Origin of the sequence: Bradyrhizobium sp. cir1, from assembly GCF_014198245.1 — a bacterium.
In the GTDB taxonomy this organism is placed as follows: domain Bacteria; phylum Pseudomonadota; class Alphaproteobacteria; order Rhizobiales; family Xanthobacteraceae; genus Bradyrhizobium.
The window spans coordinates 1-26754 of the sequence record NZ_JACIHE010000027.1 but is presented as its reverse complement, the minus strand read 5'-3'; the positions used below and the strand labels follow the sequence as shown (position 1 = coordinate 26754).

At 65.0% G+C, this 26754-nt stretch carries 30 protein-coding genes; 24 read left to right on the top strand and 6 right to left on the bottom strand.

Annotation, left to right across the window (positions count from 1 at the left end; all coding sequences use genetic code 11):
* Positions 1-52: 52 nt before the first annotated feature.
* The 4 genes from GGD63_RS34015 (at position 53) to GGD63_RS34000 (ending at position 2818) form a co-directional block, all read left to right on the top strand.
* Positions 53-421: a YciI family protein gene (locus GGD63_RS34015; RefSeq protein WP_157283793.1), complete on the top strand. Its 369-nt coding sequence runs from the start codon at positions 53-55 to the stop codon at positions 419-421.
* The gene (locus GGD63_RS34010) at positions 418-1704 is read left to right on the top strand and encodes an RNA polymerase sigma factor (RefSeq protein WP_183248741.1); all 1287 of its coding nucleotides are present in this window, start codon (positions 418-420) and stop codon (positions 1702-1704) included. The genes GGD63_RS34015 and GGD63_RS34010 overlap by 4 nt, the downstream gene beginning before the upstream one ends.
* Positions 1705-1829: 125 nt before the next feature.
* Positions 1830-2369, top strand: coding sequence for an SRPBCC family protein (locus tag GGD63_RS34005; protein ID WP_183248739.1), 540 nt, complete (start codon positions 1830-1832; stop codon positions 2367-2369).
* A gap of 35 nt (positions 2370-2404) precedes the next feature.
* Positions 2405-2818 (top strand): VOC family protein, encoded by a 414-nt coding sequence (locus GGD63_RS34000; protein ID WP_183248737.1) that lies wholly within the window; start codon positions 2405-2407, stop codon positions 2816-2818.
* Between the two features lie 105 nt (positions 2819-2923).
* Here the strand turns inward: GGD63_RS34000 and GGD63_RS33995 are convergent, their stop codons facing one another.
* From GGD63_RS33995 to GGD63_RS33980, 4 genes are all read right to left on the bottom strand, one after another.
* Complete coding sequence (locus tag GGD63_RS33995; protein WP_183248735.1) at positions 2924-3274, bottom strand: hypothetical protein; 351 nt, start codon at positions 3272-3274, stop codon at positions 2924-2926.
* A 428-nt stretch (positions 3275-3702) separates the two neighbouring features.
* Positions 3703-4047: a hypothetical protein gene (locus GGD63_RS33990; RefSeq protein WP_183248733.1), complete on the bottom strand. Its 345-nt coding sequence runs from the start codon at positions 4045-4047 to the stop codon at positions 3703-3705.
* Positions 4048-4318: 271 nt separating this feature from the next.
* Positions 4319-4756 carry a hypothetical protein gene (locus GGD63_RS33985; protein ID WP_183248731.1) on the bottom strand — a complete coding sequence of 146 codons (438 nt, stop codon included), beginning with the start codon at positions 4754-4756 and terminating at the stop codon, positions 4319-4321.
* A 164-nt stretch (positions 4757-4920) separates the two neighbouring features.
* The gene (locus GGD63_RS33980; RefSeq protein ID WP_183248729.1) at positions 4921-5709 is read right to left on the bottom strand and encodes an SDR family NAD(P)-dependent oxidoreductase; all 789 of its coding nucleotides are present in this window, start codon (positions 5707-5709) and stop codon (positions 4921-4923) included.
* 199 nt (positions 5710-5908) lie between these two features.
* Between GGD63_RS33980 and GGD63_RS33975 the strand changes: the two genes are divergently transcribed.
* The 8 genes from GGD63_RS33975 (at position 5909) to GGD63_RS40665 (ending at position 9760) form a co-directional block, all read left to right on the top strand.
* Positions 5909-6274, top strand: coding sequence for a nuclear transport factor 2 family protein (locus GGD63_RS33975; protein ID WP_183248728.1), 366 nt, complete (start codon positions 5909-5911; stop codon positions 6272-6274).
* Positions 6275-6398: 124 nt separating this feature from the next.
* Entirely contained in the window at positions 6399-6803 is a 405-nt protein-coding gene (locus tag GGD63_RS33970) for a YciI family protein (RefSeq protein ID WP_183248726.1), read from the top strand.
* Positions 6804-6854: 51 nt separating this feature from the next.
* The gene (locus GGD63_RS33965; RefSeq protein ID WP_183248724.1) at positions 6855-7220 is read left to right on the top strand and encodes a YciI family protein; all 366 of its coding nucleotides are present in this window, start codon (positions 6855-6857) and stop codon (positions 7218-7220) included.
* Between the two features lie 199 nt (positions 7221-7419).
* Entirely contained in the window at positions 7420-8181 is a 762-nt protein-coding gene (locus GGD63_RS33960) for a TetR/AcrR family transcriptional regulator (RefSeq protein ID WP_183248722.1), read from the top strand.
* A gap of 121 nt (positions 8182-8302) precedes the next feature.
* Positions 8303-8794: a DUF2852 domain-containing protein gene (locus GGD63_RS33955; RefSeq protein WP_183248720.1), complete on the top strand. Its 492-nt coding sequence runs from the start codon at positions 8303-8305 to the stop codon at positions 8792-8794.
* Between the two features lie 341 nt (positions 8795-9135).
* Positions 9136-9279, top strand: coding sequence for a hypothetical protein (locus GGD63_RS33950; protein ID WP_183248852.1), 144 nt, complete (start codon positions 9136-9138; stop codon positions 9277-9279).
* Between the two features lie 92 nt (positions 9280-9371).
* The gene (locus tag GGD63_RS33945) at positions 9372-9629 is read left to right on the top strand and encodes a hypothetical protein (RefSeq protein ID WP_183248718.1); all 258 of its coding nucleotides are present in this window, start codon (positions 9372-9374) and stop codon (positions 9627-9629) included.
* Positions 9626-9760, top strand: coding sequence for a hypothetical protein (locus GGD63_RS40665; RefSeq protein WP_283812013.1), 135 nt, complete (start codon positions 9626-9628; stop codon positions 9758-9760). The genes GGD63_RS33945 and GGD63_RS40665 overlap by 4 nt, the downstream gene beginning before the upstream one ends.
* Before the next feature lie 15 nt (positions 9761-9775).
* Here GGD63_RS40665 and GGD63_RS33940 read toward each other — a convergent pair whose 3' ends face one another.
* Positions 9776-10939 (bottom strand): fatty acid desaturase, encoded by a 1164-nt coding sequence (locus tag GGD63_RS33940; protein ID WP_183248716.1) that lies wholly within the window; start codon positions 10937-10939, stop codon positions 9776-9778.
* A 319-nt stretch (positions 10940-11258) separates the two neighbouring features.
* Between GGD63_RS33940 and GGD63_RS33935 the strand changes: the two genes are divergently transcribed.
* On the top strand, positions 11259-12026 hold the full coding sequence (locus GGD63_RS33935; RefSeq protein WP_183248714.1) for a serine acetyltransferase: 768 nt from the start codon (positions 11259-11261) through the stop codon (positions 12024-12026).
* A gap of 15 nt (positions 12027-12041) precedes the next feature.
* Here the strand turns inward: GGD63_RS33935 and GGD63_RS33930 are convergent, their stop codons facing one another.
* Entirely contained in the window at positions 12042-12560 is a 519-nt protein-coding gene (locus tag GGD63_RS33930; protein ID WP_183248707.1) for a DUF2231 domain-containing protein, read from the bottom strand.
* Positions 12561-12977: 417 nt separating this feature from the next.
* On the opposite strand from GGD63_RS33930, the gene GGD63_RS33925 reads away from it, so the two are divergent.
* The 11 genes from GGD63_RS33925 to ftsH all read left to right on the top strand — a co-directional run bounded on the left by GGD63_RS33925 (position 12978) and on the right by ftsH (position 26262).
* A complete protein-coding gene (locus GGD63_RS33925) occupies positions 12978-13370 on the top strand; it encodes a flavodoxin (protein ID WP_183248705.1) in 393 nt (130 codons plus the stop codon).
* Between the two features lie 431 nt (positions 13371-13801).
* Complete coding sequence (gene tolQ / locus GGD63_RS33920) at positions 13802-14518, top strand: protein TolQ (RefSeq protein WP_018641591.1); 717 nt, start codon at positions 13802-13804, stop codon at positions 14516-14518.
* A 43-nt stretch (positions 14519-14561) separates the two neighbouring features.
* Complete coding sequence (tolR, locus tag GGD63_RS33915) at positions 14562-15011, top strand: protein TolR (protein WP_183248703.1); 450 nt, start codon at positions 14562-14564, stop codon at positions 15009-15011.
* Between the two features lie 4 nt (positions 15012-15015).
* Entirely contained in the window at positions 15016-15975 is a 960-nt protein-coding gene (locus GGD63_RS33910) for a protein TolA (RefSeq protein WP_183248701.1), read from the top strand.
* A 23-nt stretch (positions 15976-15998) separates the two neighbouring features.
* On the top strand, positions 15999-17363 hold the full coding sequence (tolB, locus tag GGD63_RS33905; RefSeq protein WP_183248694.1) for a Tol-Pal system beta propeller repeat protein TolB: 1365 nt from the start codon (positions 15999-16001) through the stop codon (positions 17361-17363).
* A gap of 235 nt (positions 17364-17598) precedes the next feature.
* Positions 17599-19932, top strand: a complete 2334-nt coding sequence (locus GGD63_RS33900; RefSeq protein WP_183248692.1) for a bifunctional diguanylate cyclase/phosphodiesterase — start codon at positions 17599-17601, stop codon at positions 19930-19932.
* 179 nt (positions 19933-20111) lie between these two features.
* Positions 20112-20837 (top strand): N-acyl amino acid synthase FeeM domain-containing protein, encoded by a 726-nt coding sequence (locus tag GGD63_RS33895; RefSeq protein WP_183248691.1) that lies wholly within the window; start codon positions 20112-20114, stop codon positions 20835-20837.
* Positions 20838-21087: 250 nt separating this feature from the next.
* Positions 21088-21576, top strand: coding sequence for a peptidoglycan-associated lipoprotein Pal (gene pal, locus GGD63_RS33890; RefSeq protein WP_018641585.1), 489 nt, complete (start codon positions 21088-21090; stop codon positions 21574-21576).
* A 187-nt stretch (positions 21577-21763) separates the two neighbouring features.
* Positions 21764-22819 (top strand): tol-pal system protein YbgF, encoded by a 1056-nt coding sequence (gene ybgF / locus GGD63_RS33885; RefSeq protein ID WP_183248689.1) that lies wholly within the window; start codon positions 21764-21766, stop codon positions 22817-22819.
* 152 nt (positions 22820-22971) lie between these two features.
* Complete coding sequence (tilS, locus tag GGD63_RS33880) at positions 22972-24036, top strand: tRNA lysidine(34) synthetase TilS (RefSeq protein WP_183248688.1); 1065 nt, start codon at positions 22972-22974, stop codon at positions 24034-24036.
* Between the two features lie 303 nt (positions 24037-24339).
* Positions 24340-26262: an ATP-dependent zinc metalloprotease FtsH gene (gene ftsH, locus GGD63_RS33875; protein WP_183248685.1), complete on the top strand. Its 1923-nt coding sequence runs from the start codon at positions 24340-24342 to the stop codon at positions 26260-26262.
* Positions 26263-26754: the final 492 nt, after the last annotated feature.

Below are 26754 nucleotides of genomic sequence, written 5' to 3'. Positions count from 1 at the left end.
GCAGGGCATATTGGACCGTCTTCAGAACAAGAGGTCAGGGAAGGTACTGCCCATGCTTTATGCGATTCTTTGCTATCACGATGAGGACTTCGTCGGCTCCTGGAGCAAGGAGCAGGACGAGGCCGTGATGAAGAAGCTCGCCGTGGTGCAGGACAAGCTCACCCGGCAGGGGCGGCTCGGGCCGGTGGCGAGGCTGCTGCCGACCACGGCGGCGGCGACCCTGCGCAAGGAGGACCCTCCGCTCGTGCTCGACGGTCCCTATGCCGAGACCAAGGAGCAATTGCTCGGCTTCTACATCGTCGATTGCAAGAACCTCGACGACGCGCTTGACGTCGCGCGCGAGCTGGGCGCGGCCAACCCCGGCGGCGCCTATGAGGTGCGTCCCGTCGGCGTGTTCCGGCCCGGAGGAAACCTGACGTGAGCGAGACCGAAACCGCCTGGATCGAGACTGCGCTGACCTCGGCGCGACCCCAGGCGGTGGGCGCGCTGCTGCGCTATTTCCGCGATCTCGACACCGCCGAAGAAGCCTTCCAGAACGCCTGCCTGCGTGCGCTGAAAACCTGGCCGCAGAACGGGCCGCCGCGCGATCCCGCCGCCTGGCTGATCATGGTCGGCCGCAACGTCGCGATCGACGAGGTGCGCCGGACCCGCAAGCAGCAGCCGCTGCCCGAGGACGACCAGGCGATCTCCGACCTCGACGACGCCGAGGGCGCGCTCGCCGAACGGCTCGACGGCTCGCATTATCGCGACGACATCCTGCGGCTGATGTTCATCTGCTGCCATCCGCAGCTGCCGGCGACGCAGCAGATCGCGCTGGCCTTGCGCATCGTCTCGGGCCTCACCGTGAAGCAGATCGCCCGCGCCTTCCTGGTCTCGGAGGCGGCGATGGAGCAGCGCATCACGCGCGCCAAGGCGAAGGTCGCTGAGGCGGCGACGCCGTTCGAGACGCCGGGCGCAATCGAGCGCTCCGAGCGGCTCGCTGGCGTCGCAGCGATGATCTACCTGATCTTCAACGAGGGCTATTCGGCGAGTGGCGACACCGCGGCGATCCGCACACCGCTGTGCGAGGAGGCGATCCGCCTGGCGCGGTTGCTGCTGCGGCTATTCCCGAGCGAGCCTGAAATCATGGGGCTCACTGCGCTCATCCTGTTGCAGCATGCACGCAGCGCCGCGCGCTTTGCCGCGGACGGCTCGCTGATCCTGCTGGACGACCAGGACCGCTCGCTGTGGAACGGCACCATGATCGCGGAGGGGCTCGCGCTGATCGACAAGGCGATGCGCCATCGCCGCAGCGGGCCGTACCAGATCCAGGCCGCGATCGCCGCGCTGCATGCGCGTGCGTCGACGCCGGAGGAGACCGACTGGGCCCAGATCGACCTGCTCTACGGCGCGCTCGAGCTGGCGCAGCCTTCGCCGGTGGTGACGCTCAACCGCGCCGTCGCGGTCTCCAAGGTGCGCGGGCCGCAGGCCGCGCTCGACCTGATCGAGCCGCTGGCACCGAAGCTCGCCAATTACTTCAATTTCTACGGCGTGCGCGGCGCCTTCCTGATGCAGCTCGGCCGCAATGACGAAGCGCGCGTCGCCTTCGACCGCGCCATCGCGCTGGCCAACACCTCCGCGGAAGCCGCCCACATCCGCATGCATCTCGACCGGCTGATCCGGGATAGCCAGCCGAAGGCAAAGGAAAGCGCGAAGGTGAAGTGATGCGATTCTCGTCATTCCGGGATGGTCCGAAGGACCAGACCCGGAGTGACGATCAAAAAACCTTCCATCAATTGTCGGCCCCCGCCGTTCCCGTTCGTCTTATTCCCGTATCCAGGGAGCCATTCATGCTGAAAGCCCTTTCCATCATCGCCATCGTTCTCGCCGTCGGCATCGCCGGAGTCCTTGTCTTCGCGTTGACAAAACCCGACACCTTCCGCGTCGAGCGCAGCCTCGCCCTGAAGGCACCGGCGGATGCGATCTACCCACAAGTCGCCGATTTCCACCGTTGGACCGCCTGGTCACCTTACGAGAACCGCGATCCCGCGATGAAGCGAACCTTTGCCGGAACTGCGGCAGGCAAGGGCGCGACCTATGCCTGGGACGGCAACAACAATGTCGGCGCCGGCCATATGGAGATCCTCGAGGCGAGCGCGCCGTCAAAGCTCCGCATCAAGCTCGATTTCGAGCGGCCCTTCGAAGGCCACAACACCGCCGAGTTCACCTTTGTGCCGCAAGGCGATGCCACTCTGGTCACCTGGGCGATGTACGGTCCGGCCCCGTTCCTGTCCAAGGTGATGCAGGTCTTCATCAACATGGACAGCATGATCGGCAAGGATTTCGAGGCCGGCCTTGCGAGCCTGAAGAAGCTCACCGAGAAACAATGAGCCTCACTGCCCAAGGAAGGAAGAGGAGAGAAACGATGCTCAATCCCTATCTGTTCTATCAGGACACCTGCGAAGCAGCGTTCACCTATTACGCCAAGGTTCTCGGCGGCAAGATCGACGCGATGATGCGAGCATCCGAAGCGCCGCCGGACATGCCGGCTGCACCCGGCCGCGAGAAGATGATCATGCATGCGCGGATGTCGTTGCCCGACGGTAGCGTCTTGATGGCCTCCGATGCGCCGGGCGAACATTTTCACAAGCCGCAGGGCTTTTCGGTCTCGCTGACGTTCACGGATGTCGCGGACGCCGAGCGCAAGTTCAACGCGCTTGCCGACGGCGGCACCGTCACCATGCGCTTCAGCAAGACCTTCTGGGCCAAGGGCTTCGGCATGTGCGTCGACAGGTTCGGCATTCCCTGGATGGTGAACTGCCCCGCAGAGGGAATGTGACAGGCACGATCAGCTGAAATACCGGCGGGCGCGCCTCTCTCGATGATTGCAGGTGAGGGACGCGCCCAGGCCGGGCACGTCATACGCGACCGGCCTATGCGCCCCTCACCGGAGTGATCCGGTCACGTCTTCGCCAGGCGGCGAGGTCTGAACGCAGCGGGGGCAGATCACGAGTTTGGTGCCGAGCCGCTTGTCGTTCTCCGCTTCGATCTCGTCATGGACCGCCCACCACGCTTCGGAGTACGGACGCAAGGTGGCGAGCACTCTTTCCCGCTCCTGATTGGGATTGTCCTGCGCAAGTGCGGGACTGGCGGCGCGCTGCTTCGTGACGTGAGTGCGGTTCGGATTGCGGCCGAGGCCGTCCCACGCGATCGGACGACGCTCCTGCGCCGGTGCGACCGCGCACCCCATGAGCGCTGCGCAAAAAGTGAGCAAGAAGAAGCCGTGTCGCATCATGCCGGGCCTTTGGAGCGGTACGCGACACGCAAATTCCGCTCGGGAAGTATTGCATCGCGCCAGTTAAATGGAACTTAAGGGAAACGATGTGGCCGGCATGGCCGAATATGGAATCATGCTCTCACATCACTTTGCGAAAGCAGTGCGGCCGCTTCGTGGAGAGGTGCGGCCCGCATCGCACAACAACTGGCGCAATAATAGGCTGTGAACAGCGCGTCAGAATCGCTAATCATTTATTCATAAATTCTACAAACTGGGATGGGCGTGACTTGGAAGGGGAGCGACCGATGGCAGCGGCGCTACAGATCAACTTTGCACTCTGGGGTATGCTCATCTGCGCGAGCATGGAACTGGCGCAGATGATCCAGAGGTTCTTCTAGAACCGACGAAGCGTGTGACCGGCGCAATGTCGCCGCCGCGCTTGCCCGTCAGCTCACGAGCAGTGCGATGAGCGTGAAGCTGACACTTGCGATGACAAGCATCGAGACGATGTAGTTGCGCGGTCGCGCGGTGCGGGAGAGCGTCGGTCTCCCCCGTCGTGGCGGCGCGATGCCGTGCCATTCGGGTTGCGATGGCGCGAGCGTGGCGTCTGCGTCCGAGCCGACATATTTCACATAGAGCTCGAGCAGCCGCAGCTCGGATGCGAGGTCCATCAGGCCCTCGCGGTCGCGTCGCGACAGCAATTCGAACTCGACGGTTTCCTCGGAGCTCAGTCGACCGAGGACGATCCGTCCCTGATCCGACAGGCGGTAGCGAAAATCGATGGGTTGCATGACGCGCGACCCGCTTGAAAATGAGCAATCTTGAAAAGGCAAAACCATTCTAGTCTGTGACCACTGCTGAGATTGTGACGCCGCCGCGGCCTCAGTCTGGCCAAATTCATCATAGACCGCGGCGAAAAGCTGCAAACCGCGTAAATTGTGCAGCCATTGCAAAGCGCTTGAGCGGATTTGAGGGGCGCGGACGGGAAATTGTGCCGAACTGCCTAATCGCCGCACAGTGGTGGGCCGATCGCAGTCACACGGCGCCAGCGTCGCCCACGCGTCACCGGCAGCGCGGATAGATTGCGGCGAGATCGCGCCCCTTCAGCAGCAGTAACCGCGAGCTGAGACCGCCGCGGCGGCTGATCCAGTCGCGCACCGGCCCGGGATAGGCGGCAAGCACCGCTTCGGATGCTTCCGGCTCGGCATAGATGCGCCCGCGCCCGTCGATCGAACGCGCGGCGTGGAAGCCGAGCACGGCGCGCCTCGTGACGCAGATGCGATCGCCCGGCACGATGCTCAGCACCAGCGTGCAGGCGGACAGGCAGGGACCGTCGATCACCACACGCTCGCCGCTCGCGCGCACCTTCTCGAACAGATCGAGGAACGGCCCGACCTGTCCGCCCGGCGACTGGATGATGCGGATTTCGGCGGCAGCGGGCGTGGCGGCGGCGAGCGCGGATGCGAGCAACAGGACTGTGAGGAGGATGACGCGTCGCATGGCGCTCTCCGCGAATTCGGTTTGGTAGGGTGGGTTAGCCCTACGGCTGCGCGAAGCGCAGTCCGTTGCGTAACCCACCATCTTTCTCGCCGCGTGAAAAGAGGTGGGTTACGCCCGGCGGCCGCGCTTCGCGCAGCCGCAGTGCTAACCCACCCTACAAGGTTCTACCCGTTTCGCCTTTGCCCGCGCAGCGTCGGCAGGCCGATGCCGGCCGCATCGAAGCCGCCATCGACGGCCAAAATTTGGCCGGTGATGTAGCTCGCCTTGCCTGAGCACAGGAAATAGATCGCTTCGGCGAGCTCCTCCTCCAGGCCGTAGCGGTTGAGCGGAATGGCGTCGTGATAATCGGCGCGGATCTCCTTTGTATGCACCTGCTTGGCCATCGCGGTGTCGACCGGTCCGGGCGCGACCGCGTTGACGCGGATGTTCTGCGAGGCGAGCTCGACCGCCAGCTGTTTCGTCAGATGGGCAAGGCCGGCCTTGCTGGTGCCGTAGGCCGAGCGCAGCGTCGAGGCGCGCACCGCCGAGATCGAGGTGATGTTGACGATGGCGCCGCCATCGCTGTCGCGCATCAGGGGCACGGCGGCCTTGGTGCAGAGGAACGGGCCGGTGAGGTTGACCTCGAGCACGCGGCGCCAGTCGGCATCCGACGTCTCCATCAGCGGCGCGAACACGGCGATGCCGGCATTGTTGACCAGCGCGTCCAGCCGGCCGAAGCGCCGCTCGACCGCCGTCATCGCGGCGGCGACCGCGGTACCGTCCGAGACGTCGCAGGTCAGTGCCAGCGTCGCCTCGCTTTGGCCGATCTCCGCAACGGCGCGGCCGAGCAACTCGCCCTCGATGTCGAGCAGCGCCACGCGCCAGCCCTCGCCCAGGAACTTCTTCGCGGTCGCAAGCCCGATGCCGCGCGCGGCTCCGGTGACGAGGGCGACTTTTTGCGGGGGCTGCGGCATGGGCTGGTCTGTCCTTCTGGCGGAAACGGAAGCCGCTACGTGCGGCCAGCGCCTTTTACTTCGCTTTCGTTCCGGCAAGAAGGGCGCTCGACAGCCTATCTCCGTCACCCTGAGGCGGCCGCTTCTTCAGCCCGTGTGCGTTGTCGGCGCGGGCGGTCGTCAATCGTCTTCCACAGGGATGCTTGCCACGGAGAGATCGATGCCTGATGACCATGAGCGCGTGATCCGGAACCTGTTTGCCGCCTATCTCGCCAATGACCGGCAGCGGGTGAGCGACGCGCTCGCCGACGACTTCCGCTTCACCAGTCCGTTCGACGACGACCTCGACAAGGCGGCCTATTTCGAACGCTGCTGGCGGGACAGCGGCTGGATCGCGCGGCATGACATCGAGCGGATTTTCGTCCGGGGCGATGAGGCCTTTGTCACCTATTGCTGCCTGGCAACGGATGGCAGGAGCTTTCGCAACACCGAGTTCTTCACCTTCGCCGCCGGCAAGGTCCGGCGCATCGAGGTCTATTTCGGCGCCGCCCGGCAGGACGGCCGTTTCCTGCCGCAGCCGCGCTAGCGCCGCGCAATAACCTTGCGAATAATTTTCGTCGCCTTGTCGGTTCCGTAGGATCTCGCTCGTCTTGGAGGTGAGAGCAGGCGGCTCCGCCGCTGCTCTCCCGACAGTGAAAGTAGGGAACACCATGCGATTCATGATGCTGATGATCCCGCTCGGCTACGAGAGCGCGCCGGCGGATGTCCAACTCGATCCCGAGCGCGTCGCCGCGATGATGCGCTACAACGAGGCGCTGAAGGATGCCGGCGTGCTGATCACGCTGGACGGCCTGCATCCGCCCTCGATGGGCGCGCGCGTGTCGTTCGCGACCGGCAAGCCTGTTGTGACCGACGGTCCCTTCGCGGAGGCCAAGGAAGTTCTGGGCGGCTACTGGATGATCGAGGTTGCCTCGCGCGCCGAGGCGATCGCGTGGGCCAAGAAGTGCCCGGCCTCGCCGAACGAGATCATCGAGATCCGCCAGGTGCAGGAGATGAGCGACTTTCCGCCGGAGGTGCAGGCGGCCGCCGCCGGCTTCGACGGCCTCAAGACGTAGACGAGACTGCCGCCATCCGATTTTCCAATCAATCAACCGGAGAAGATATCCATGAGCGCCGAACACAAATTTCTCGCCGTCTATCTCGGCAGCATGAGCGGGTCCAAAATGGCGGCCTGGCGCGCGCTTCCCGAGGCCGAGCGCAAGGCGAAGGAGCGCGAGGGCATGGCCGCCTGGCACGGCTGGGTCGAGAAGCACAAGGACGTCATCGTCGAGATGGGGGGCCCGCTCGGCAAGACCCGCAGGATCGACGGAAGCGGCATCACCGAGATCAGCAACGCGCTGACCGGCTTCACGGTGGTGCGGGCCGCCTCGCAGGAGGATGCTGCAAAGCTGTTCGAGAACCATCCGCATTTTGCGATCTTCCCGGGCGAGGCGATCGAGGTCATGCCCGTGCTGGCGATTCCGCAGATGTAGCCTTGGCGGTAGTAAGTTGGCCGTCATTCCGGGGCGATGCGAAGCATCGAACCCGGAATCTCGAGATTCTCAGGTGCGCAAGCGCGCACCATGGTTCGGCTCTTTGAGCCGCCCCGGAATGACTGCGGAGAATACGGGGTTAATCACGCGCGATTCCCGCTAGTGACCTTCACGCCCGGCTCATGTAAAAGCCGTTCACATGAGCTGGCGCAAGGAGCGCCGCGCCGAGCGCGGCTATCACCACGGCAATCTGAAGGAAGCCCTGTTGCAGGCCGCCCTCGGGCTGATCGCCGAGAAGGGGGCGGCCGGCTTCACTTTCGCCGACGCCGCGCGCATGGCCGGCGTCAGTGCGGCGGCGCCCTACCGGCATTTCCGCGATCGCGACGAGCTGCTGTCCTCGATCGCCCAGCGCGGCTTCGAGCAGTTCGAGGCGCGGCTGACCGCGGCCTGGGACGACGGCCGGCCCGATACGGTCACCGCGTTCGAGCGCGTCGGCAAGGCCTATCTCGCCTTCGCCCGCGAGGAGCCGGCCTTCTACAACGCGATGTTCGAATCGGGCCTGCCGGTCGATGCCAATCCGGCGCTGCAGGCCGCCAGCGAACGCGCCTTCAACATCATCCGCGCCGCGGCCGAGCGGCTTGCCGCGCTGGCCCCGCCCGGCACGCCGCGGCCGCCGGCGATGATGATGGCGCTGCACATCTGGTCGATGGCGCATGGCGTGGCCTCGCTGTTCTCGCGGGGCGATGCCGCGCGGCGAAAGCTGCCGATGTCGCCGGACGAGTTGCTCGAGGCCGAGGTGCTGATCTATCTGCGCGGGCTCGGCTTCCCGACCGACCGACGGCCTCCGCCGAGGGGCGCCGAGCCGCCGCCGGTGCCACCGGAGGCCTCCTCCGGTTCAGGCGTGCCGCCGGGCGGCGCTCCAGCTGGTCCTCCAGCTGGTCCTTGGGGCAAGCCGAAATAAAATTGCGCAAATAATTCCGCGGCCCTGTCAGGCGGCCAGCTTGACAAAATCGCGGGATGGTCTAGCTATGTAAATGTTATTTACATTCACAACGGCGCTGGTGCCGTGATGGAGATGGGAAATGGCCTACACCGCTGATGTCAATCGATGGCGCGGCCCTTCGGACCAATACCAACAATACGAGCGTCCCCGCATGCTCGACACGCCCTGGCATCCCGGCTGGATCGCCGTGACCATTCTCGGCTTCATCATCTGGTGGCCGATCGGACTTGCCCTTCTCTTTTTCACACTCGGGAGCAGAAGAATGTCGTGCTGGAGCCACCAGGATCGCTGGCAGAACAAGATGGAAAAGATGCAGTACAAGATGGACCGCATGCGCGACCGCATGGAGCGCCGTGGCTTCGGCTTTGGCTTCGGCCCGCCGTCCTCCGGCAACCGCGCCTTCGACGAGTATCGCAGCGAGACGCTGCAACGCCTCGAGGAAGAGCAGCGCGAGTTCAAGGATTTCCTGACCCGTCTGCGTCACGCCAAGGACAAGGAAGAGTTCGACCAGTTCATGGCGCAGCACAAGACGCGTCCGACCCCGCCGCCGACCGACCAGCCGCAAGGCTGATCTAGCCGGCACCTCTCAAAGCCTTCAGGCGCATGCCCCCAAAGTCCTGATGGCCCCGAGCCGCCCGTCTGCGCAACCCGCAGGCGGGCGGTTTGGTTTTGGGGAGCTTTACCTCGCCCCGCTTGCGGGGAGAGGTCGGATCGCCCCCGGCGATGCGAAGCATCGTCCGGCGCGATCCGGGTGAGGGGGTACAGGTCCATCGACGATCTCATGTGTGGAGAGAGGCCCCTCACCCCAATCCTCTCAGTGCGAGCGAAGCTCGTCGCGGCCCCGTAAGAACGGGGAGAGGGAGAAGATCGAGCCTCCCAAACCGTCACAGGGTTCACCGACACTAAAAGCGCATGGACCTCACCACGCGCTTCCTGCTTGGCCTGACCGCCTTCGCGGCGCTGGGCTATGTCAGCTTCCTCTATGGCGGTTTGCGCGCTCGATCCCGACTGCCATTTTCGCCTCTGCGCCGGCGGGCGCTCGCTCTGTGGCGTTGATCACGCACATGTGCAGGACCGCTAGAACCGACGTCGCGCGCGACGCGACCAAGCCCTGACAGCGCGCCTCCCGCGCGCCAACAGGGCCGACCATGATCAGCGCCGAACGCAAGGAGATCAGACAGCGGCTCGCGCTTCTCGAGCGTGCGTCTTCGCTGTTCGATCGCTTAGGCGTCTCGGTGCCGCTCGCGATCGCGTTCCTCAACCACTGGCCGACGGAGATCAAGTCCTATCAGGACCTCGTGACCACCAATGCCTGGAAGATCTTTCTGAGCTGCGCCCTCTACGAGCTTGCCGCGTTCGCGCTGCGGCGCGCCGTCAAGTTTGCGAGCGCGGACCTCGCCCCATGATCCTGATCCGCGATTTCATGCTCTTCGTCCTGCCGGCCCTCATCGCGGCAGGCGGCTGGCTTTATGCGCTCGGACTGCGCAAGCGGGCGCAGCCGGCACGCGTGCGCGATGGACACGTCCCGGAGGCATGAGCATCGCCGAAAAGTTCAGCGCACCGTGACGAGCTGCGTGCGAACCGATGTCAGGAAATGCTCGTAGGCGTGGTCCACGATCTCGTTGAGCGATCGCGTGCGCGCGAACATCGCCCTGGCCTCGGTGAGAAACTCCTCGCGGGTCGGAATCTTCGGCAGATGCAGATGCGTCAGCGCATCGACGCTGTCATGGGCGCGATTGAGGATGTCGTGCAGGGTCGGCAGTTGCAGCTGGGCCAGATCGGCCCGGTGCAGCGCCGACGAGATCGCCTGCGCCAGAGCGTGAGCATCGAACCGCCCGGCAAGCTGGCGGGCGGCGCGATTGATCACGCGCGCGCCGAGCGGCTGCTCGTTGCGCAGCACCAGCTCGGGCGGTGCCTTCATGTTCCAGACCACGCCGAACCAGGACAGCGCCTTCAGGATGTAATAAGTCACGTCCACTTCCCACCAGCGAAAGCCTTGCCGTACGCTGCTCTGGTAGGCGTGGTGATTGTTGTGCCAGCCCTCACCCAGGGTGAACAACGCCAGCAGCCAGTTGTTGCGGGAATCGTCGCCCGTCACGTAGCGCTTGCGTCCATGCACATGGGCGAGGGAGTTGATGCAGAAGGTCGCGTGATAGACCAGCACGGTGCTCCACAGGAAGCCGACGACCAGACCCGACCACCCCGCACCTGCGAAGCAGAGCGCTGCAAGCACGAAGGCCGGCAACAGCTCCAGCCGATGCAGCCACATCAGTTCCGGATAGCTTGCGAGATCGCCGACCTTCACGAGATCGGTCCCATCGTGCTGCCGGTCGAAAATCCAGCCGACATGGCTGTACAGGAAGCCGCGTTGGCGCGGCGAATGCACGTCCAATTCGGTATCGGAATGCAGATGATGGTGCCGATGCTTGGCCGCCCACCACAACACGCTCTTCTGTGCGCTGCTCTGCGCGAGGCAGGCCAGGATGAATTGAAACGCGCGCCCTGTCGCAAAAGCCTTGTGCGAGAAATAGCGGTGGTAGCCGGCTCCGATTCCAAACATGCGTACGATATAGAGTGCACCGCAGATCGCGACGGCCTCCCAGGTAATGCCCGACCAGATCGCCGCAATGCAGCCGAGATGGACCAGCAGGAACGGCACGGCGGAGGGGTACATGATGTCGTCGTGGTGGTCGTCGGCGGGCGCGATGGGCGACATATTTTGGCGTGACCTCGGGTGAGGGGGATCAGGGATTCGTTTCGGCAGCACCGACGGCGGCCGGGTACGAAAAACCCGCGGATGGCGGACCACCGCGGGGAACGAGATGCTTTGCGTGTACATCCCCGGCCGAAGCAGCGCCGGCCGAAAACTCGATTGACTATATGGTCGCGGGCGCCGGGCATGCAAGCTCGTAGCCTCACGGGGAGCTGCGGCATGTTGCTTGTGGTGCCACGCGTGCCCTTGATGCGGCGTGGCGCGCGGGCTACCCACGGCCTATATTCGACAAAGACGGAAGCGTCAAAACACCGGGGCGGCGATGGCGGAAGCTGCGATCATGGCGAACGACAGCCTCTGGCAGGAGGTTCGCGGCGAAGCGCTGCGCGCGGCGGCTGCCGATCCCGTCTTCGGCAAGGCTTTTGCCGGCGCCATTCTGGCCCATGACGATTTTTCGGCGGCTCTGGCCGATCTGATCGGCCGTCGTCTTGGCGCCAAAGCGGCCGAGCATGCGCGTTTCACCGCCTTCTCCCTCGACGCCTTCCGCGGCACGCCGGAGTTGATCGAGACAGCCGGCCGCGACTTGCAGGCCATCGTGCGCGGCGATCCCGCCATCGCCGGCCTGCTGCCGCCGCTGCTGCATTTCAAGGGCTACGTCGCGCTGCAAGCCTGGCGCGTCTCGCACTGGCTCTGGCATCGCGGCCAGATCGATGCGGCGCTGCTGTTTCAGAACGAGGCGTCGAACCTCTTGCAGGTCAGCATCCATCCGTCCGCCAGCATCGGATCGTCCGTCTATCTCGACCACGCCACCGGCATCGTGATCGGCGCCAATGTGGTGATCGGCGATGAGACCATCATCCTCCAGAACGTTAGCATCGGTCGCAGCAGCGAACTGCCGACACGCTCGCCTCGCATTGGTCGCGGCGTGTTCATCGGCTCCGGCGCGACCATCCTCGGTGACATCAGCATCGGCGATTTCGCCAAGATCGGCGCCGACACGGTCGTGACGTCGGACATTCCCGCCGGCTGCACCGCGGTCGGAAATCCCGCGCGATTGACCAACTGCCCCGAGCCCGCCTCGGCGGCTTGAGACGTCATCACGCCATCAGGCGGCGTGGCGCTGGCTCTCGCCGCCATGAGGCGGCGTGACCGGCTCCGAGCTGGTCTGGCCGGGAGCATCCAGCACCGCGACGTGATGGCGATGGACCATCTCCCAGCCCTTCCATCCCGTGAACAGCAGGATGCCGACCACGATCAGGGAGAGCACCACGCCCCACGGCTTGATCGCGGCCTCGCTGCCTTGCGCATAGCGCAGATAGAAGTTGACCAGTGCCAGCACGACCGCCGCAAGATTGCCGACCATGTGGTACCAGGCATCGTTGAGGTTGCGGATGCGGGGCTCGCTAAGGAAATCGGTAAAGCCGGCGATGGCTGCAACCAGCGCCATGACGATGCCGGCGCCGATCAGCCACATGGCGGCCCTGGCCCAGAAGCCGTCGCCGGTTCCAATGAAGACGAGATCGGCGATGGGCGCGCCGACCAGGAACGCCACGGGGAACGGGATGATCATGGGGTGAAGCGGGTGATCGCCGATGGCGGCGGTCGTCTTGGGGTTGATGCTCATGGCAATGCCTCGCCGAAAGTGATTTTCGGGACAATTTTCTGCGCGAGGGCTGGTTCCTCGGGTGCGGCAGCGCCGGGTCGTGTTGCTCATGCTGCGTTCGGAAGGGGACGGAACTCTCGTGCCCGGACCCCCGTTCGAGGATGCACTGCAGTGCCGCGGCACGGCAGGAAATTTGGCTTGATCGATCCTGCCTGGTTGCGCCGATGCGACCAAACTCGCTGCGAGTTGACGTGAATCAATCCGTCCACGCGGCTATCGCGATGTAGTTCGTCAGGCAATGGAGCATGACAATGGCGAACGCGAGGATTCTTGTGGTCTATTATTCCCGGACCGGCACGACGCGCAAAATGGCCCAATCTCTCACGGCTGCGCTATCCTGTGACTGCGAAGATCACTGAGGCGGGCAGCCGGAGCGGGATGTTCGGCTATCTGCGCTCGGCGATCGAAGCGCGACGACAGATTCCGTCGCGCATCGCCGAGGCGATCAGGGATCCGTCGCTCTACGATCTCGTTGTGATCGGGACACCAGTCTGGGGTTGGTCGCTGTCTTCGCCGGTTCGCGCCTACTTGCTTGCAAACAAGTCGAGGCTTCCTGCGGTCGCTTTCTTTTGTACGCTTGGCGGAGCCGGCAGTGATCAGGTTTTTGGCCAGATGCGGGAGATCGCGGGCAAGCATCCCGTCGATTGTCTCTCAGTCACGGCCCGCGACGTGGCATCGGCCAATTACGCAGCGCGCGTGGCGGCGTTCGTTGCTGCGTTGCAGCAGGCGCTTGAGGCAAGGCGGAATAGCGCGGCGACGAATGCGGCCTGAGTGCCGGGTCGTCCCACGGCAGGTGGAGCCTGCAATCGCGTTCCGGCCCCGGGGCGGCTGGCTCTGGGTTCCCGGCCTGACGCCGCGGAGCTCGGGGAGCCGGGGCCTGCTCGCCGGGCCATCCCCCTGCACCGCCTACCTTTCCCGCAGCCAAATTCGCCGCCGGTAACCCCGCATTAACCATCGGCGGGCTCTGGTAAGGGCGGACAGGCGTGCCCGGAGCCCGAAGTCAAGGCCTGGGGTCGAGGCCCCTTAGTTTTGACATCTTGGCAGGGAATGCAGGCGGCCGGCTTTGGACGAGCCCTGCACCCCAGAAAGACAAGGCTTTGAGCGGGCTTGCCGGCTGCGCGGTTGGCGCGACGGTTGGGGAACCGGCGGTCATTTACCGGCCGGCACATGAGGTTGAAGATCGCCTTGAGAGGATATCGCTTATGAATCCGGCCGACGTGGCTCAGTCAGCCCTCCCGGTTGCCGCTTCCGCGGACGTGTCGCTGATCGCGCTGTTCTGGCAGGCTCACTGGATCGTGAAAGCGGTGATGCTGGGACTTCTGTCCTGCTCGGTCTGGGTCTGGGCGATCGCCATCGACAAGATCTTCCTGTTCGCCCGCACCCGCCGCTCGATGGACCGTTTCGAGCAGGCCTTCTGGTCGGGCGAGTCGATCGAGGAGCTCTATCGCACCCTCTCGGCCAAGCCGACTCACTCGATGGCCGCCTGTTTCGTGGCGGCGATGCGCGAGTGGAAGCGCTCGTTCGAGAGCCACGCCCGCTCGGTCGCGGGCCTCCAGATGCGGATCGACAAGGTGATGAACGTCTCGATCGCGCGCGAGGTCGAGCGGCTGGAACGCCGCCTTTTGGTGCTCGCCACCGTCGGCTCCGCCGGCCCCTTCGTCGGCCTGTTCGGCACGGTCTGGGGCATCATGTCGAGCTTCCAGTCGATCGCGGCGTCGAAAAATACCTCCCTGGCGGTGGTGGCCCCCGGTATTGCCGAGGCGCTGTTTGCGACCGCCGTCGGCCTCATCGCCGCCATTCCTGCCACTATTTTCTACAATAAGTTCACGTCCGAGGTGAACCGGCAGGCCCAGCGGCTCGAGGGCTTCGCTGATGAATTTTCAGCCATTTTGTCCCGTCAGATCGACGAGCGGGGCTGAGGGACGGCATGTATAGTGTGAAGGGCAATTTGGGCACGCGATCATGGCCATGAACGTTGCGAGTTCGTCCGGAGGCGGCGGGCGCCGTGGCCGGCGCAAGCCCGTCGTGGCCGAGATCAACGTCACGCCGATGGTCGACGTGATGCTGGTGCTGCTCATCATCTTCATGGTGTCGGCGCCGATGCTGACGGTCGGCGTGCCGCTCGACCTGCCGCAGACCCAGGCCAAGAGCCTCGAAAACAACGACCAGAAGCCGCTGCAGATGTCGGTCGACATCAAGGGCAAGGTCTTCATCAACGATGCCGAGGTCGCGATCAACGAGCTCGTGCCGAAGCTGAAGGCGATCACGGATGCCCGCGGCGGGCTTGAGGAGCGTATCTATCTGCGTGCCGACAAGAAGGCGGATTACGGCACGGTGGCCAAGGTGATGGGCCTGTTGTCCGGCGCTGGCTTCAAGAAGCTGGCGCTCGTGACCGAGGCTGATCAGGGGTAAGCCGGTGAAGGTGAACGTCGACAAGACACTCGTTGCGTCGATTGCCCTCCATGTCCTCGTGCTGGGATGGGGCCTCGTCACCTTTAGCAGCAAGGCCTACATCGCTCCGGAGGAGTCGCTTCCGGTCGACATCATCTCCACCGATCAGCTCGCCAAGATGATGGCGGGGCAGAAGACCGGCAAGAAGGAAGAGCCGAAGCCCAAGGTCGAGAAGATCGCCGAGCCCAAGCCCGAGGAAGATGCCGTCGGCAAGGTCACCGAGAAGAAAGAGCTGATCAAGACCAATTCGCAGCCGGAGCCGCCGCCGAAGCCCGCCGAGAAGCCGGTCGAGAAGAAGCCCGAGCCGCCGAAGCCCGTCGCCGAGACCAAGCCGAAGGAAGAGCCGAAGCCGCAGGAAAAGAAGCCTGATCCGGCCAAGGAAGATCCGATCGCCGAGCTGCAGAAGAAGCTGGACACCAAGAAGCCGCCGCCGAAGCCGGTCGAGCAGAAGGTCGCGGCGGTGCAGCCTCAGCAGCAGCCGAAGCCGAAGGAGCGCACCTTCGACCCCGCGCAGATCCAGCGCGACCTCGACAAGCGCGCCGCGACCCGGCATGAGCTCGCAGGCTCGGCGCTGAATGCGTCGGCCTCGCTGGGAGCGGCGACCGGGACGGCCGCAAACAATGTTGCGACCTGGCGCGGTGCATTCCAAGGCGCGGTCAAGCGCTGCTTCACACCCACCTATAACGGGCAGGACGCCGATCAATACGAAGCCGACATCGACATTCCCATGAAGATCGATGGATCGCTCGCGTCCGAGCCGATCGTCGTCGCGGTGAGGGGACCGTCGCGGTCGATTGCACAGGCGGTGGCGGAGAGCGCCAAGCGCGCCATCGTGCAGTGCCAGGTCTATTCGTTCATGCCGAAGCAGCAGTACGAGAGCTGGAAGCTCATCCCGATGACTTTCGGCCTGAAAGATATGTTGTGACATCCGAACAAAAGAACTTTGCAATGAATGACGCCCGATCGATCACCCGCCGCCGCTTCATGACCGTCACCGGATCGGCGCTTGCCATGCTCGGGGGCGGGCACGCCTTTGCCCAGGCCCAGCCGCGGCTTCGCATCGATCCCACCGAATTCCAGCCGATCCCGATCGCGATCACGGGCTTCGTGCCGGGCTCGCCGTCCGACGGCGACGTCGGCAACGGCGTCACGCAGGTCATCACCAACAACCTGAAGCGCTCGGGCCTGTTCGCGCCGATCGACCAGGCCGCCTTCATCGAGCGCATCAGCAACATCGACGTGGCGCCGCAATTCCAGAACTGGAAAACCCTCAACGCGCAGGCCCTCGTAACCGGCCGCATGACGCGGCAGCCGGACGGAAGGCTCAAGGCCGAATTCCGCCTGTGGGACGTGATTTCCGGCCAGCAGCTCGCGGGCCAGCAATATTTCACCTCGCCGGAATATTGGCGCCGGATCGCCCACATCATCTCCGACCAGATCTACGAGCGCATGACCGGCGAGAAGGGCTATTTCGACAGCCGCGTCGTGTTTGTCGACGAGACCGGGCCGAAGGAGCGCCGCGTCAAGCGGCTTGCCATGATGGACCAGGACGGCGCCAATGTGCGCTACCTGACCCGCGGCTCCGACCTCGTGTTGACGCCGCGCTTCTCGCCGAACTCGCAAGAGATCACCTACATGGAGTTCGGCCAGGGCGATCCGAAGGTCTATCTCTTCAACATCGAGACCGGCCAGCGCGAGATCGTCGGCAACTTCCCCGGCATGACCTTTGCGCCGCGCTTCTCGCCGGACGGCCAGCGCGTCATCATGAGCCTGCAGCAGGGCGGCAACTCCAACCTGTTCGTGATGGATCTGCGCTCGCGCTCGACCACGCGCCTCACCGACACGCCGGCGATCGACACGTCTCCGTCTTACTCGCCGGACGGCACCCGCATCTGCTTCGAATCCGATCGTGGCGGCAGGTCGCAGATCTACGTGATGGCGGCGGGCGGAGGTCAGGCGCAGCGCATCTCCTTCTCCAAGGACGACACCAACGCCAGCTATTCGACACCGGTGTGGTCGCCGAAGGGCGATTACATCGCCTTCACCAGGCAAGGCGGCGGGCAGTTCTCGATCGGCGTCATGAAGCCGGATGGCTCCGGCGAGCGGCTGCTGACTTCCGGCTTCCACAATGAGGGGCCGACCTTCTCGCCGAACGGCCGCGTGCTGATGTTCTTCCGCGATCCCGGCGGCAATGGCGGACCGTCGCTCTACTCGGTCGACATCTCCGGCCGCAACGAGCTGAAGGTGCCGACGCCGGGCTTCGCCTCCGACCCGGCATGGTCGCCGCTATTGTCCTCGACGGCAGGTCAATAGACCGCGTCTTCAGACGCGCGATGTTATCGAAAAAACGCGCCGATTTTTTCGCGTTCGGTGGGGAAAGCAAGCTTTCCTTCACCTTGTGCCGGGCAAGGCTTGCCTAGTTGCTTGATATTTCAGCAGAATTCGGTTCGCTATTGCCGAAAACAACTCGACTTTAACGATGTTCCCTCAGAAAGGCTTCACCTGGGCTGGGTAAAAGTACGCGCTAAACAGGACGCGTAATTAGCCAATGCAGCTGGCCGACCAGAAGCAGAGCGATCGAGACGAGCTGGAGCCGATACTCTACGCCGCTCTCATCAACTCTATGGTGCAGAATTTCTGGGCGATCTTCCTCGGCTCGGCCTCCGCCGCCGTGGCCGCGGTCATGACTGCGCTGAAGACCGGCGACGTCTGGCTGTGGCCGATTGCGTTTCTGCTGATCGCCATCGGCACCGCGCGCGCGTTCCAGATGCGCGGATACGAAAACCGTGTGCAGCCCCTGTCGTTCGAAGAGGCCAAGCATCTGGAGCCGCGCTACTGGCTCGGCGCGCTCAGCTATGCGGCGGTGCTCGGCCTGTGGTCCTTCGTCGTCATCTACAACAACGAGGATCCGGTGGCCGACATGCTCGCTGTCGCCATCGGCATCGGCTACACCGCCGGCGGCGCCGCCCGCAATTACGGCCAGCCCCGGGTGATCCAGTGGCACGTCGTGCTCGCCTGCGGCCCGATGTCGCTCGCGCTGCTGCTGCACGGCGGCTCCTACCACATCGGTCTTGCGATCCTGCTCATATTCTTCTTCTTCGGCTTGAAGAACATCAACCTCAGCCTGCATGCGATCTTCGTCAAGGCGCTGACCTCGAGCTTCCGCGAATCCGCGCTGGCGAGCCAGTTCGACACCGCGCTCAACAACATGCCGCATGGCCTGTGCATGTTCCGCGCCGACGGGCGCCTTGCGGTCATGAACCATCGCTTCGGCGATCTGATGGGCCTGCCCGAGGATCTGGTCAAGCGCGGCGCCACCGCGGCCGACATCGTGTCGGCCTGCATCTCCGCGGGCTCCATCTCGGCGGAGAGCGGCAACCAGATCCTGGCCGAGATCGCCCATGCGCGGATCTGCGAGATCGTCACCGCCGATCCGGATTCCTCGCGCGGCCGCACCCTGGCCTGGACGTTCCAGCCGATGACCGGCGGCGGCACCGTGCTGCTGCTGGAAGACATCACCGAACGCACCAGCGCCGAAGCCCGCATCAGCCATCTCGCCCGCTATGACGAGCTCACCGCGCTGCCCAACCGGGTCTCTTTCCGCGACGAGATCGAGCGGCTGCTGGCCAATGCCCACAACGCCGAGCGGCTCTCGGCGTTGCTGTTCGTCGACCTCGACCAGTTCAAGCAGGTCAACGACACGCTCGGTCATCCCTGCGGCGACCAGCTCCTGTGCGCGGTTGCCAATCGCCTGCGCGAGATGCTGCGCCCCGAAGATTTCGTCGCCCGCTTCGGCGGCGACGAGTTCGTCGTGTTCCAGCAGAACATCTCTTCGGCCGAGGACGCCGCGAGCCTCGCCCGCCGTATCGTCGAGCGCCTGAGCGAGCGCTACCGCATCGACAATCACCTGGTCGAGATCGGCGCCAGCGTCGGCATCGCGCTGACCTCGCCGGACGGCAAGGTCAGCGCCGACACCCTGCTCAAGAACGCCGACATGGCGCTGTACCGCGCCAAGGCCGACGGCCGCGGCACCTTCTGCTTCTTCCGCGACGAGATGGCGGCGACCGTCGAGGCGCGCCGCATCCTCGAGCTCGACCTGCGCAAGGCGCTCGCCAACGAGGAGTTCGAGCTGTTCTACCAGCCGCTGGTCAATCTGAAGTCCGGCAAGATCACGACCTGCGAGGCGCTGCTGCGCTGGAATCATCCGGTGCGCGGCACGGTTTCGCCAGTTGACATCATCCCGGTCGCCGAGGACATGGGCCTGATCGTCGATCTCGGCCGCTGGATCCTGCGCCGCGCCTGCATGGAATGCATGAAGTGGCCGGAGAGCGTCAGCGTCGCCGTCAACTTCTCGCCGCAGCAATTCCACCAGCGCGACGTCCTGAGCGAGATCCGCTACGCGCTGGAGGTCTCAGGGCTTCCGGCGCATCGGCTCGAGATCGAGATCACCGAGTCCTCGCTGCTGCGCAACACCCAGCTCACCCACGATATCCTGTCGCAGCTGCATGCGCTCGGCGTGCGCATCTCGCTCGACGATTTCGGCACCGGATATTCCAGCCTCAGCTACCTGCACAATTTCCCGATGCAGAAGGTGAAGATCGACCGCTCCTTCCTCGAGGGCATCGACACCGACCGGCCGCTGACGCTGCTGCGCGGCGTGGCGCGCCTGTCGGCCGACCTCGGCATGTCGGTCGTGGTCGAGGGCATCGAGACCAACGAGCAGCTCGAGCTGATCAGCGCCGACGGCACCGTGACCGAGGCGCAGGGCTATCTGTTCAGCCGTCCGGTGCCCGCCGTGCGGATGCGCCAGCTCCTTAACGCCTCGCACGGGCGGCGCGGCGAGAGCCTGCTCCAGGTCGTGGGCTCGCGCTCCTTCGGCTGATTCCGCTTCTCGAAATCTCCCGTCGTTTCAGACTGTTGCCCGGTACCGTAGTGCTACGGGGGATTAACCCTAACACTTCGATTGCTTTGCTTCATTGTTAAGAAGCTGTTAATAAATCATCACGCGCGTGGAAGTTGTCCCGTGCGGATGCGGTGTGCGGTGGCGGGTAAGGAGTTGGAATGCAGTCCTCAGCCAGAGCGATCATTTCGGCTGTTGGACGGGGTGCCGAGCTCCTGACCGACGTCGATTACCAACTTGCGGAAACGGCCGCGGAGAAGGAGGAGATCTACAATCTCCGCTATCGCGCCTATCTGCGCGAGGGCGCCGTCAAGGAATCTCCGGACGCGCGCGTCACCGACCAGTATGACGAATTGCCGAACGCGTGGACCTTCGGCGTCTATCTCCGAGGCAAGCTCTGCAGCTCGGTGCGCATCAGCGTGCTGAACTCGGAATGGCGCCAGTCGACCTCGGCCGACGTCTTTCCCGATATCCTTCTGCCGCGGCTTGATCGCGGCGAGATCATGATCGATCCGACCCGCTTCGTCGCCGATCCCGACCAGGTCAAGCGCGTCCCGGAATTGCCCTATCTGACGACCCGGCTCGCCTACATGGCGTGCGAGCATTTCCATGCCGATCTCGGCCTTGCGATCGTGCGCCCGGAGCACCAGGCCTTCTACCGGCGGGTGTTCCTGCACGAGACCATCGCCGAGCCGAGGCTGGTCCCCGGTCTCACCAAGCCGTTCGGACTGATGGCGGCGGACTTCCCGACCTTCCGCAAGAAGGTGTTCGAGCGCTATCCGATCATGCGCTCCACCGCCTTCGAGCGGCGCATGCTGTTCGGGCGCGGCGGCCAGCGTCAGGTCCCGCAGCGGCGGGTGCTGGTGGCGGACGCCGTTCACGCCTGACTGAACGCTCTGCTGTAACTCCGGCCTCAGGCCCAAAATTCAAGCAAAGCCAGTGATTTTGCCGGTTAACGCGGCTTGCCTTCACCCTCGCGCCACATTTACAACCCATTAACCATGACGGTTGCTTTTCGCTGGTTGGGGGCATTTGACCGGCTGAGGCAAGGTTCCGTCAAGGTTGACGGAACGTTCGCTTAACCAACCCCCTGTAGACCGGACAGCAGTGGACTAACGTGAGCGTGGAGGCTCCGGAATGAAACATCCTATGCGTATCCTCCAGGGATTGAAGCTGGCCGCGGTGCTTGCCGTCGCGCTGTCGATGGGCGCCTGCGCCAACAAGAATGCTGCGACGGATGCGATGGCCAATGCGGCGACGCCGGGCAGCCAGCAGGACTTCGTCGTGAACGTGGGTGACCGCGTGTTCTTCGAAAGCGACCAGACCGATCTGACCCCGCAGGCGATCGTGACCCTGGAGAAGCAGGCGCAGTGGCTCCAGACCTATCCGCGCTACTCCTTCACCATCGAAGGTCATGCCGACGAGCGCGGCACCCGCGAATACAATATCGCGCTCGGCGCGCGCCGCGCCCAGTCGGTGCGTTCGTTCCTCGCCTCGCGCGGCATCGATCCGAACCGCATGCGCACGATCTCCTACGGCAAGGAGCGGCCGGTCGCCGTCTGTAACGACATCTCCTGCTGGTCGCAGAACCGCCGCGCCGTCACCGTGCTGAACGCGAGCTCCTGACGATTGGTCAGCCGCCGTTCATCTTCAGAGAACGATCATGCCGGCGCCCTTACGGGCGCCGGTTTCGTTTCAGCATTCTGTGACAGAATCCCCGTGGTGCCAGTCACATTTTTGGCGTACTCCGCTTCAATGTGTGGCGCGTCGCATGTTCCGTCGCAGGCCATTTCGCTTTCGTCGTCAGGGCAAGATGTCATCCAGATTTAAGGTTTTTACCGGCACCGCGGCGATCGCCGCGCTGCTCTCCTTGTGCGCGCCCGTCGTTCTGAGTTCGCCCGCCTTGGCGCAGACGGATGATGATCCCGAGATGCGGATCGAGCGGCTGGAGAACCAGTTGCGCCAGCTCACCGGCCAGAACGAGGAGCTGCAATACCGCAACCGCCAGCTCGAGGAGCGTCTGCGCGCACTCGAGGGCGGCGCGCAGACCGCGCCTGGACAGCAGCCGGTCCAGCCCGGCGTCGCGGCCGTGCCGCCTGCGCAGGTCGCGCCGGCCTATCGCCAGCAGCAGCAGGCCGCACAGCCGAATTACGAGCAGCCGCAGACCGCAAGCCCCGCGCCGATCGTGCAGGAGCAGCCGGCGCCAGGCGCCCCCGGCATGCGCCGCCGCGGCGATGCCTTCGATCCGAACCAGAATCCGAGTGCGCCCGGCGCGCCGCGCGCGCTCGGCGGCGGACAGCAGCCGATGCCGTCGGGAGCCGGCGCGCCAGGCGGACGCAACGCCGGCGAGCCGCTCGATCTCGCCAACACCGCCCCGCGCTATCAGCAAGGCGTGCCGCCGGCAGCCCAGCCCGGCTATCCGCCGGCCCAGCAGGGCTATCCGGCGCAAGGCGGCGGGACTGGCCTTGCGACGCTGCCGCCCTCGGCGACGCCGCGCGACGAGTTCGACCTCGGCATCGGCTACATGCAGCGCAAGGACTATGCGCTGGCCGAGCAGACCATGAAGAATTTTGCGCAGAAATATCCGAACGACCCGCTGCTCGGCGACGCGCAATACTGGCTCGGCGAGAGCTATTTCCAGCGCCAGCAATATCGCGATTCCGCCGAAGCCTTCCTCGCCGTCACCACCAAATATGACAAATCGGCCAAGGCGCCCGATGCGCTGCTGCGGCTCGGCCAGTCGCTCGCCGCCCTGAAGGAGAAGGAAGCCGCCTGCGCCGCCTTCGGCGAGATCGGCCGCAAATATCCGCGCGCTTCCGCCGGCGTCAAAGCCGCGGTCGACCGCGAGCAGAAGCGGGTGAAGTGCTAGCGAGTGAGACTTGGCTGGCCGACGGTGGCTCACCTCTCCCCTACGGGAGAGGTGAACCATTGGCAGGCATCTGATCCAGAGCGTCCAGGCGCTGACAAAGCGAATGGCTTTGCGCTAAACAGTCGATCCATCCGCGGACGATTTGCAGCGTCATGTCAGGCGACGACAATTCACCGATCTCGGCGCGCGCGGCGAAGCAGCTCTTCGCCGACCTCAGGAGCGCGCCGGCCCTGGTGCTCGCGGTCTCCGGCGGGCCCGACTCCGTCGCGCTGATGTGGCTCGCGGCACGCTGGCAGCGCAGCCTTTCGCGCGGCCCGCGTCTCACCGTCGTCACCGTCGATCACGGGCTGCGGGTGGAGGCGGCGCGCGAGGCGCGCGAGGTCAAGCGGCTCGCGGCCGAGCTCGGCCTGCCGCACCGGACCCTGCGCTGGCGCGGCGCCAAGCCGAAGACGGGACTGCCCGCGGCCGCGCGGCAAGCCCGTTACCGCCTGCTGGCGCAGGCCGCGCGCGAGGCGGGCGCCAGCCATGTGCTGACCGCCCATACCCGCGACGACCAGGCCGAGACACTGTTGATGCGCATGCTTCGCGGCAGCGGGCTGGCCGGGCTGTCGGCGATGGCGCGCCTTTCGGCGCGCGACGGCGTCGTGCTGGCGCGTCCGCTGCTCGACGTCCCGAAGTCCCAGCTGATCGCAACCCTCAGGCGGGCGAAGATCGGCTTTGCCGATGATCCCACCAACCGCGACACCGCCTTCACCCGGCCGCGGCTGCGCACGCTGCTGCCGCAGCTCGCGGCCGAGGGCGGCGATGCCAGGAGCCTGGCGCGGCTCGCGGGCCGGCTGGCGCGCGCCAATGCGGCGGTGGAGGTGCTGACTGACGGTGCCGAGCGCTTTCTCCGCTTGACGGATCGCGACGATGCGCCGCATGGGCCGGGCGTGCGAAGTTTCGACGGGGCCGCCTTCGCCAGCCTGCCGGAGGAGGTCCGGCTGCGGCTCCTGCTGCGGGCCATCAACGCCCTCGGGCATGAAGGGCCGGTGGAACTCGGCAAGGTCGAAACTTTGTTGTCCGTGCTCGATCAGGCCCTGGGTCGGAGCCCTCGCGCAGCCGCAAATGGCCGGCCGGTCCTGAAGCAGACCCTTGCGGGAGCCTTGATCAGCCTTGCCGGCGGGCGTATCCACATCGCGCCTGCGCCGGCGCGGCGGTCCCGAAAGGGGACTTGAAGGGCGGATGAGGGCGGATCATGACACCGGCCGCTTCCGTTGCGAGCCGTCAGGACACCTTAACCAGGCAGGAAAAACCCCGCTTCGGGCGCCATTATTTCAGCGGGAATCGATCTAAGATGGGCTAAATAGTCCCATCTCGTTCCCTTGGCAGCGACCGGGGCGGCACCTAAATTGTATGCGTCTAACGATGAGGATTCCTTGGGGATTTCCTCGAATTGCCCAAGTAACTGACCAAGTAACTGGGTCGAGTAACTCCTGAAGGATCAGGGCCGCGATCCGCGCGACCACGAAGGAAGATCGATGAACGCCAATCTGCGCAACTTCGCCCTCTGGGTCATCATTGTCTTGTTGCTATTGGCGTTGTTCACGCTCTTCCAGAATCCGGGTCAGCGCGCCTCCTCGCAGGACATCGCCTTCTCCCAGCTGCTGAGCGAAGTTGACCGCGGCAATGTGCGCGACGTCGTGATCCAGGGCCCGGACATCCACGGCACCTTCACCAACGGCTCGAGCTTCCAGACCTATGCGCCGAACGACCCGACGCTGGTCAAGCGCCTCTACGACAGCAAGGTCCAGATCTCCGCGAAGCCGCCGGGCGATAACGTGCCCTGGTTCGTCTCGCTGCTGGTCTCCTGGCTCCCCTTCATCGCGCTGATCGGCGTGTGGATCTTCCTGTCGCGGCAGATGCAGGGCGGCGCTGGCAAGGCCATGGGTTTTGGCAAGTCGCGCGCAAAAATGCTGACCGAAGCGCATGGCCGCGTCACCTTCGAGGACGTCGCCGGCGTCGACGAGGCCAAGCAGGACCTGCAGGAGATCGTCGAATTCCTCCGCGACCCCGGCAAATTCCAGCGCCTCGGCGGCCGCATTCCGCGCGGCGTGCTGCTGGTCGGCCCTCCCGGCACCGGTAAGACCCTGATCGCGCGTGCGGTTGCGGGCGAAGCCAACGTGCCCTTCTTCACCATCTCCGGTTCGGACTTCGTCGAGATGTTCGTCGGCGTCGGCGCTTCCCGCGTCCGCGACATGTTCGAGCAGGCCAAGAAGAACGCGCCCTGCATCATCTTCATCGACGAAATCGATGCGGTCGGTCGTCACCGTGGCGCCGGCCTCGGCGGCGGCAATGACGAGCGCGAGCAGACGCTGAACCAGCTGCTGGTCGAGATGGACGGCTTCGAGGCCAACGAGGGCGTGATCCTGATCGCCGCGACCAACCGCCCCGACGTGCTCGATCCCGCGCTGCTGCGTCCGGGCCGCTTCGACCGCCAGGTCGTGGTGCCGAACCCCGACGTCGTCGGCCGCGAGCAGATCCTGAAAGTCCACGTCCGCAAGGTGCCGCTGGCTCCCGATATCAACCTCAAGACCATCGCGCGCGGCACTCCGGGCTTCTCCGGCGCCGACCTGATGAATCTCGTCAACGAGGCTGCCCTGACCGCCGCCCGTCGCAACAAGCGCATGGTGACGCAGGCCGAGTTCGAGGAGGCCAAGGACAAGGTGATGATGGGCGCCGAGCGCAAGTCGCTCGTCATGACCGAGGAAGAGAAGCTGCTCACGGCCTATCACGAGGGCGGCCACGCCATCGTCGGCCTCAACGTGCCCGCGACCGATCCGATCCACAAGGCGACGATCATCCCGCGCGGCCGTGCGCTCGGCATGGTCATGCAACTGCCCGAGCGCGACAAGCTGTCGATGTCGCTGGAGCAGATGACCTCGCGCCTCGCCATCATGATGGGCGGCCGCGTCGCCGAAGAGCTGATCTTCGGCCGCGAGAAGGTGACCTCGGGTGCGGCCTCCGACATCGAGCAGGCCACGCGCCTTGCCCGCATGATGGTGACGCGCTGGGGCCTGTCGGAAGAGCTCGGCACGGTCTCCTACGGCGAGAACCAGGACGAGGTGTTCCTCGGCATGTCGGTGTCGCGGACGCAGAACGCCTCTGAAGCGACCGTGCAGAAGATCGACTCCGAGATCCGCCGTCTGGTCGAGGAAGGCTACAAGGAAGCGACCCGCATCCTCACCGAGAAGCACGCAGACCTCGAAGCCCTGGCCAAGGGCCTGCTCGAGTTCGAAACGCTCTCCGGCGACGAGATCGTCGACCTGCTCAAGGGCAAGAAGCCGAACCGCGAGTCCGTGCTCGAGCCGACCACGCCCCGCGCCTCCGCCGTGCCCCCGGCCGGCAAGTCGCGCCCGCGGCCCGATCCGGATCCCGGCCTGGAGCCGCAGCCGCAGGCCTGATCGCGGAGCGGCAGATGAAATCGAAAAACGCGGCGGCAACGCCGCGTTTTTTGTTGCTGATGATGATTGCGGCCAGCGTAACCGAGCCAATGACAACGCCGCCGATTCCGTCATCCTGAGGTGCGCGCCATGCGGCGCGAAGCGGCGCATGCGAAGCCTCGAAGGATGAGCGGCCGAGATGCAGTCGGGCCGTCGCCCTTCGAGGCGCGCTCCGCGGCGCGATGCGCCGCAGAGCGCGCACCTCAGGGTGACGGCGATAAATGAAGCCTGGTAGATGATCCCGTCATTGCGAGCGCAGCGAAGCAATCCAGACTGCCTCCGCGGAAAGACTCTGGATTGCTTCGCTGCGCTCGCAATGACGGTGGTTGCAGCTCCGCTCTAACAACTCGGCACCGGCCTCGTAGCAACCATTAGATTCGCCCGATCGCTGAGGGTAGCATGACGCCGTGCTTGCGGCCGTCAAGGCGTGGCCTGGCGGCAGCGGAGATGGAG

Excerpts from the sequence above, each read along its gene's own strand:
- ybgF (WP_183248689.1), top strand. The coding sequence starts at position 21,764 with ATGTCATCCAGATTTAAGGTTTTTACCGGCACCGCGGCGATCGCCGCG.
- GGD63_RS33940 (WP_183248716.1), bottom strand. The coding sequence starts at position 10,939 with ATGTCGCCCATCGCGCCCGCCGACGACCACCACGACGACATCATGTAC.
- GGD63_RS34015 (WP_157283793.1), top strand. The coding sequence starts at position 53 with ATGCTTTATGCGATTCTTTGCTATCACGATGAGGACTTCGTCGGCTCC.
- GGD63_RS33935 (WP_183248714.1), top strand. The coding sequence starts at position 11,259 with ATGGCGGAAGCTGCGATCATGGCGAACGACAGCCTCTGGCAGGAGGTT.
- tolQ (WP_018641591.1), top strand. The coding sequence starts at position 13,802 with ATGAATCCGGCCGACGTGGCTCAGTCAGCCCTCCCGGTTGCCGCTTCC.
- GGD63_RS33960 (WP_183248722.1), top strand. The coding sequence starts at position 7,420 with ATGAGCTGGCGCAAGGAGCGCCGCGCCGAGCGCGGCTATCACCACGGC.
- GGD63_RS33930 (WP_183248707.1), bottom strand. The coding sequence starts at position 12,560 with ATGAGCATCAACCCCAAGACGACCGCCGCCATCGGCGATCACCCGCTT.
- tolB (WP_183248694.1), top strand. The coding sequence starts at position 15,999 with ATGAATGACGCCCGATCGATCACCCGCCGCCGCTTCATGACCGTCACC.
- GGD63_RS33950 (WP_183248852.1), top strand. The coding sequence starts at position 9,136 with ATGGACCTCACCACGCGCTTCCTGCTTGGCCTGACCGCCTTCGCGGCG.
- tilS (WP_183248688.1), top strand. The coding sequence starts at position 22,972 with ATGTCAGGCGACGACAATTCACCGATCTCGGCGCGCGCGGCGAAGCAG.
- GGD63_RS33965 (WP_183248724.1), top strand. The coding sequence starts at position 6,855 with ATGAGCGCCGAACACAAATTTCTCGCCGTCTATCTCGGCAGCATGAGC.
- GGD63_RS33970 (WP_183248726.1), top strand. The coding sequence starts at position 6,399 with ATGCGATTCATGATGCTGATGATCCCGCTCGGCTACGAGAGCGCGCCG.
- GGD63_RS33895 (WP_183248691.1), top strand. The coding sequence starts at position 20,112 with ATGCAGTCCTCAGCCAGAGCGATCATTTCGGCTGTTGGACGGGGTGCC.
- GGD63_RS33985 (WP_183248731.1), bottom strand. The coding sequence starts at position 4,756 with ATGCGACGCGTCATCCTCCTCACAGTCCTGTTGCTCGCATCCGCGCTC.
- GGD63_RS34000 (WP_183248737.1), top strand. The coding sequence starts at position 2,405 with ATGCTCAATCCCTATCTGTTCTATCAGGACACCTGCGAAGCAGCGTTC.
- tolR (WP_183248703.1), top strand. The coding sequence starts at position 14,562 with ATGGCCATGAACGTTGCGAGTTCGTCCGGAGGCGGCGGGCGCCGTGGC.
- GGD63_RS33945 (WP_183248718.1), top strand. The coding sequence starts at position 9,372 with ATGATCAGCGCCGAACGCAAGGAGATCAGACAGCGGCTCGCGCTTCTC.
- pal (WP_018641585.1), top strand. The coding sequence starts at position 21,088 with ATGAAACATCCTATGCGTATCCTCCAGGGATTGAAGCTGGCCGCGGTG.
- GGD63_RS33900 (WP_183248692.1), top strand. The coding sequence starts at position 17,599 with ATGCAGCTGGCCGACCAGAAGCAGAGCGATCGAGACGAGCTGGAGCCG.
- GGD63_RS33925 (WP_183248705.1), top strand. The coding sequence starts at position 12,978 with ATGTTCGGCTATCTGCGCTCGGCGATCGAAGCGCGACGACAGATTCCG.
- GGD63_RS40665 (WP_283812013.1), top strand. The coding sequence starts at position 9,626 with ATGATCCTGATCCGCGATTTCATGCTCTTCGTCCTGCCGGCCCTCATC.
- GGD63_RS34005 (WP_183248739.1), top strand. The coding sequence starts at position 1,830 with ATGCTGAAAGCCCTTTCCATCATCGCCATCGTTCTCGCCGTCGGCATC.
- ftsH (WP_183248685.1), top strand. The coding sequence starts at position 24,340 with ATGAACGCCAATCTGCGCAACTTCGCCCTCTGGGTCATCATTGTCTTG.
- GGD63_RS33995 (WP_183248735.1), bottom strand. The coding sequence starts at position 3,274 with ATGATGCGACACGGCTTCTTCTTGCTCACTTTTTGCGCAGCGCTCATG.
- GGD63_RS33980 (WP_183248729.1), bottom strand. The coding sequence starts at position 5,709 with ATGCCGCAGCCCCCGCAAAAAGTCGCCCTCGTCACCGGAGCCGCGCGC.
- GGD63_RS33990 (WP_183248733.1), bottom strand. The coding sequence starts at position 4,047 with ATGCAACCCATCGATTTTCGCTACCGCCTGTCGGATCAGGGACGGATC.
- GGD63_RS33975 (WP_183248728.1), top strand. The coding sequence starts at position 5,909 with ATGCCTGATGACCATGAGCGCGTGATCCGGAACCTGTTTGCCGCCTAT.
- GGD63_RS33955 (WP_183248720.1), top strand. The coding sequence starts at position 8,303 with ATGGCCTACACCGCTGATGTCAATCGATGGCGCGGCCCTTCGGACCAA.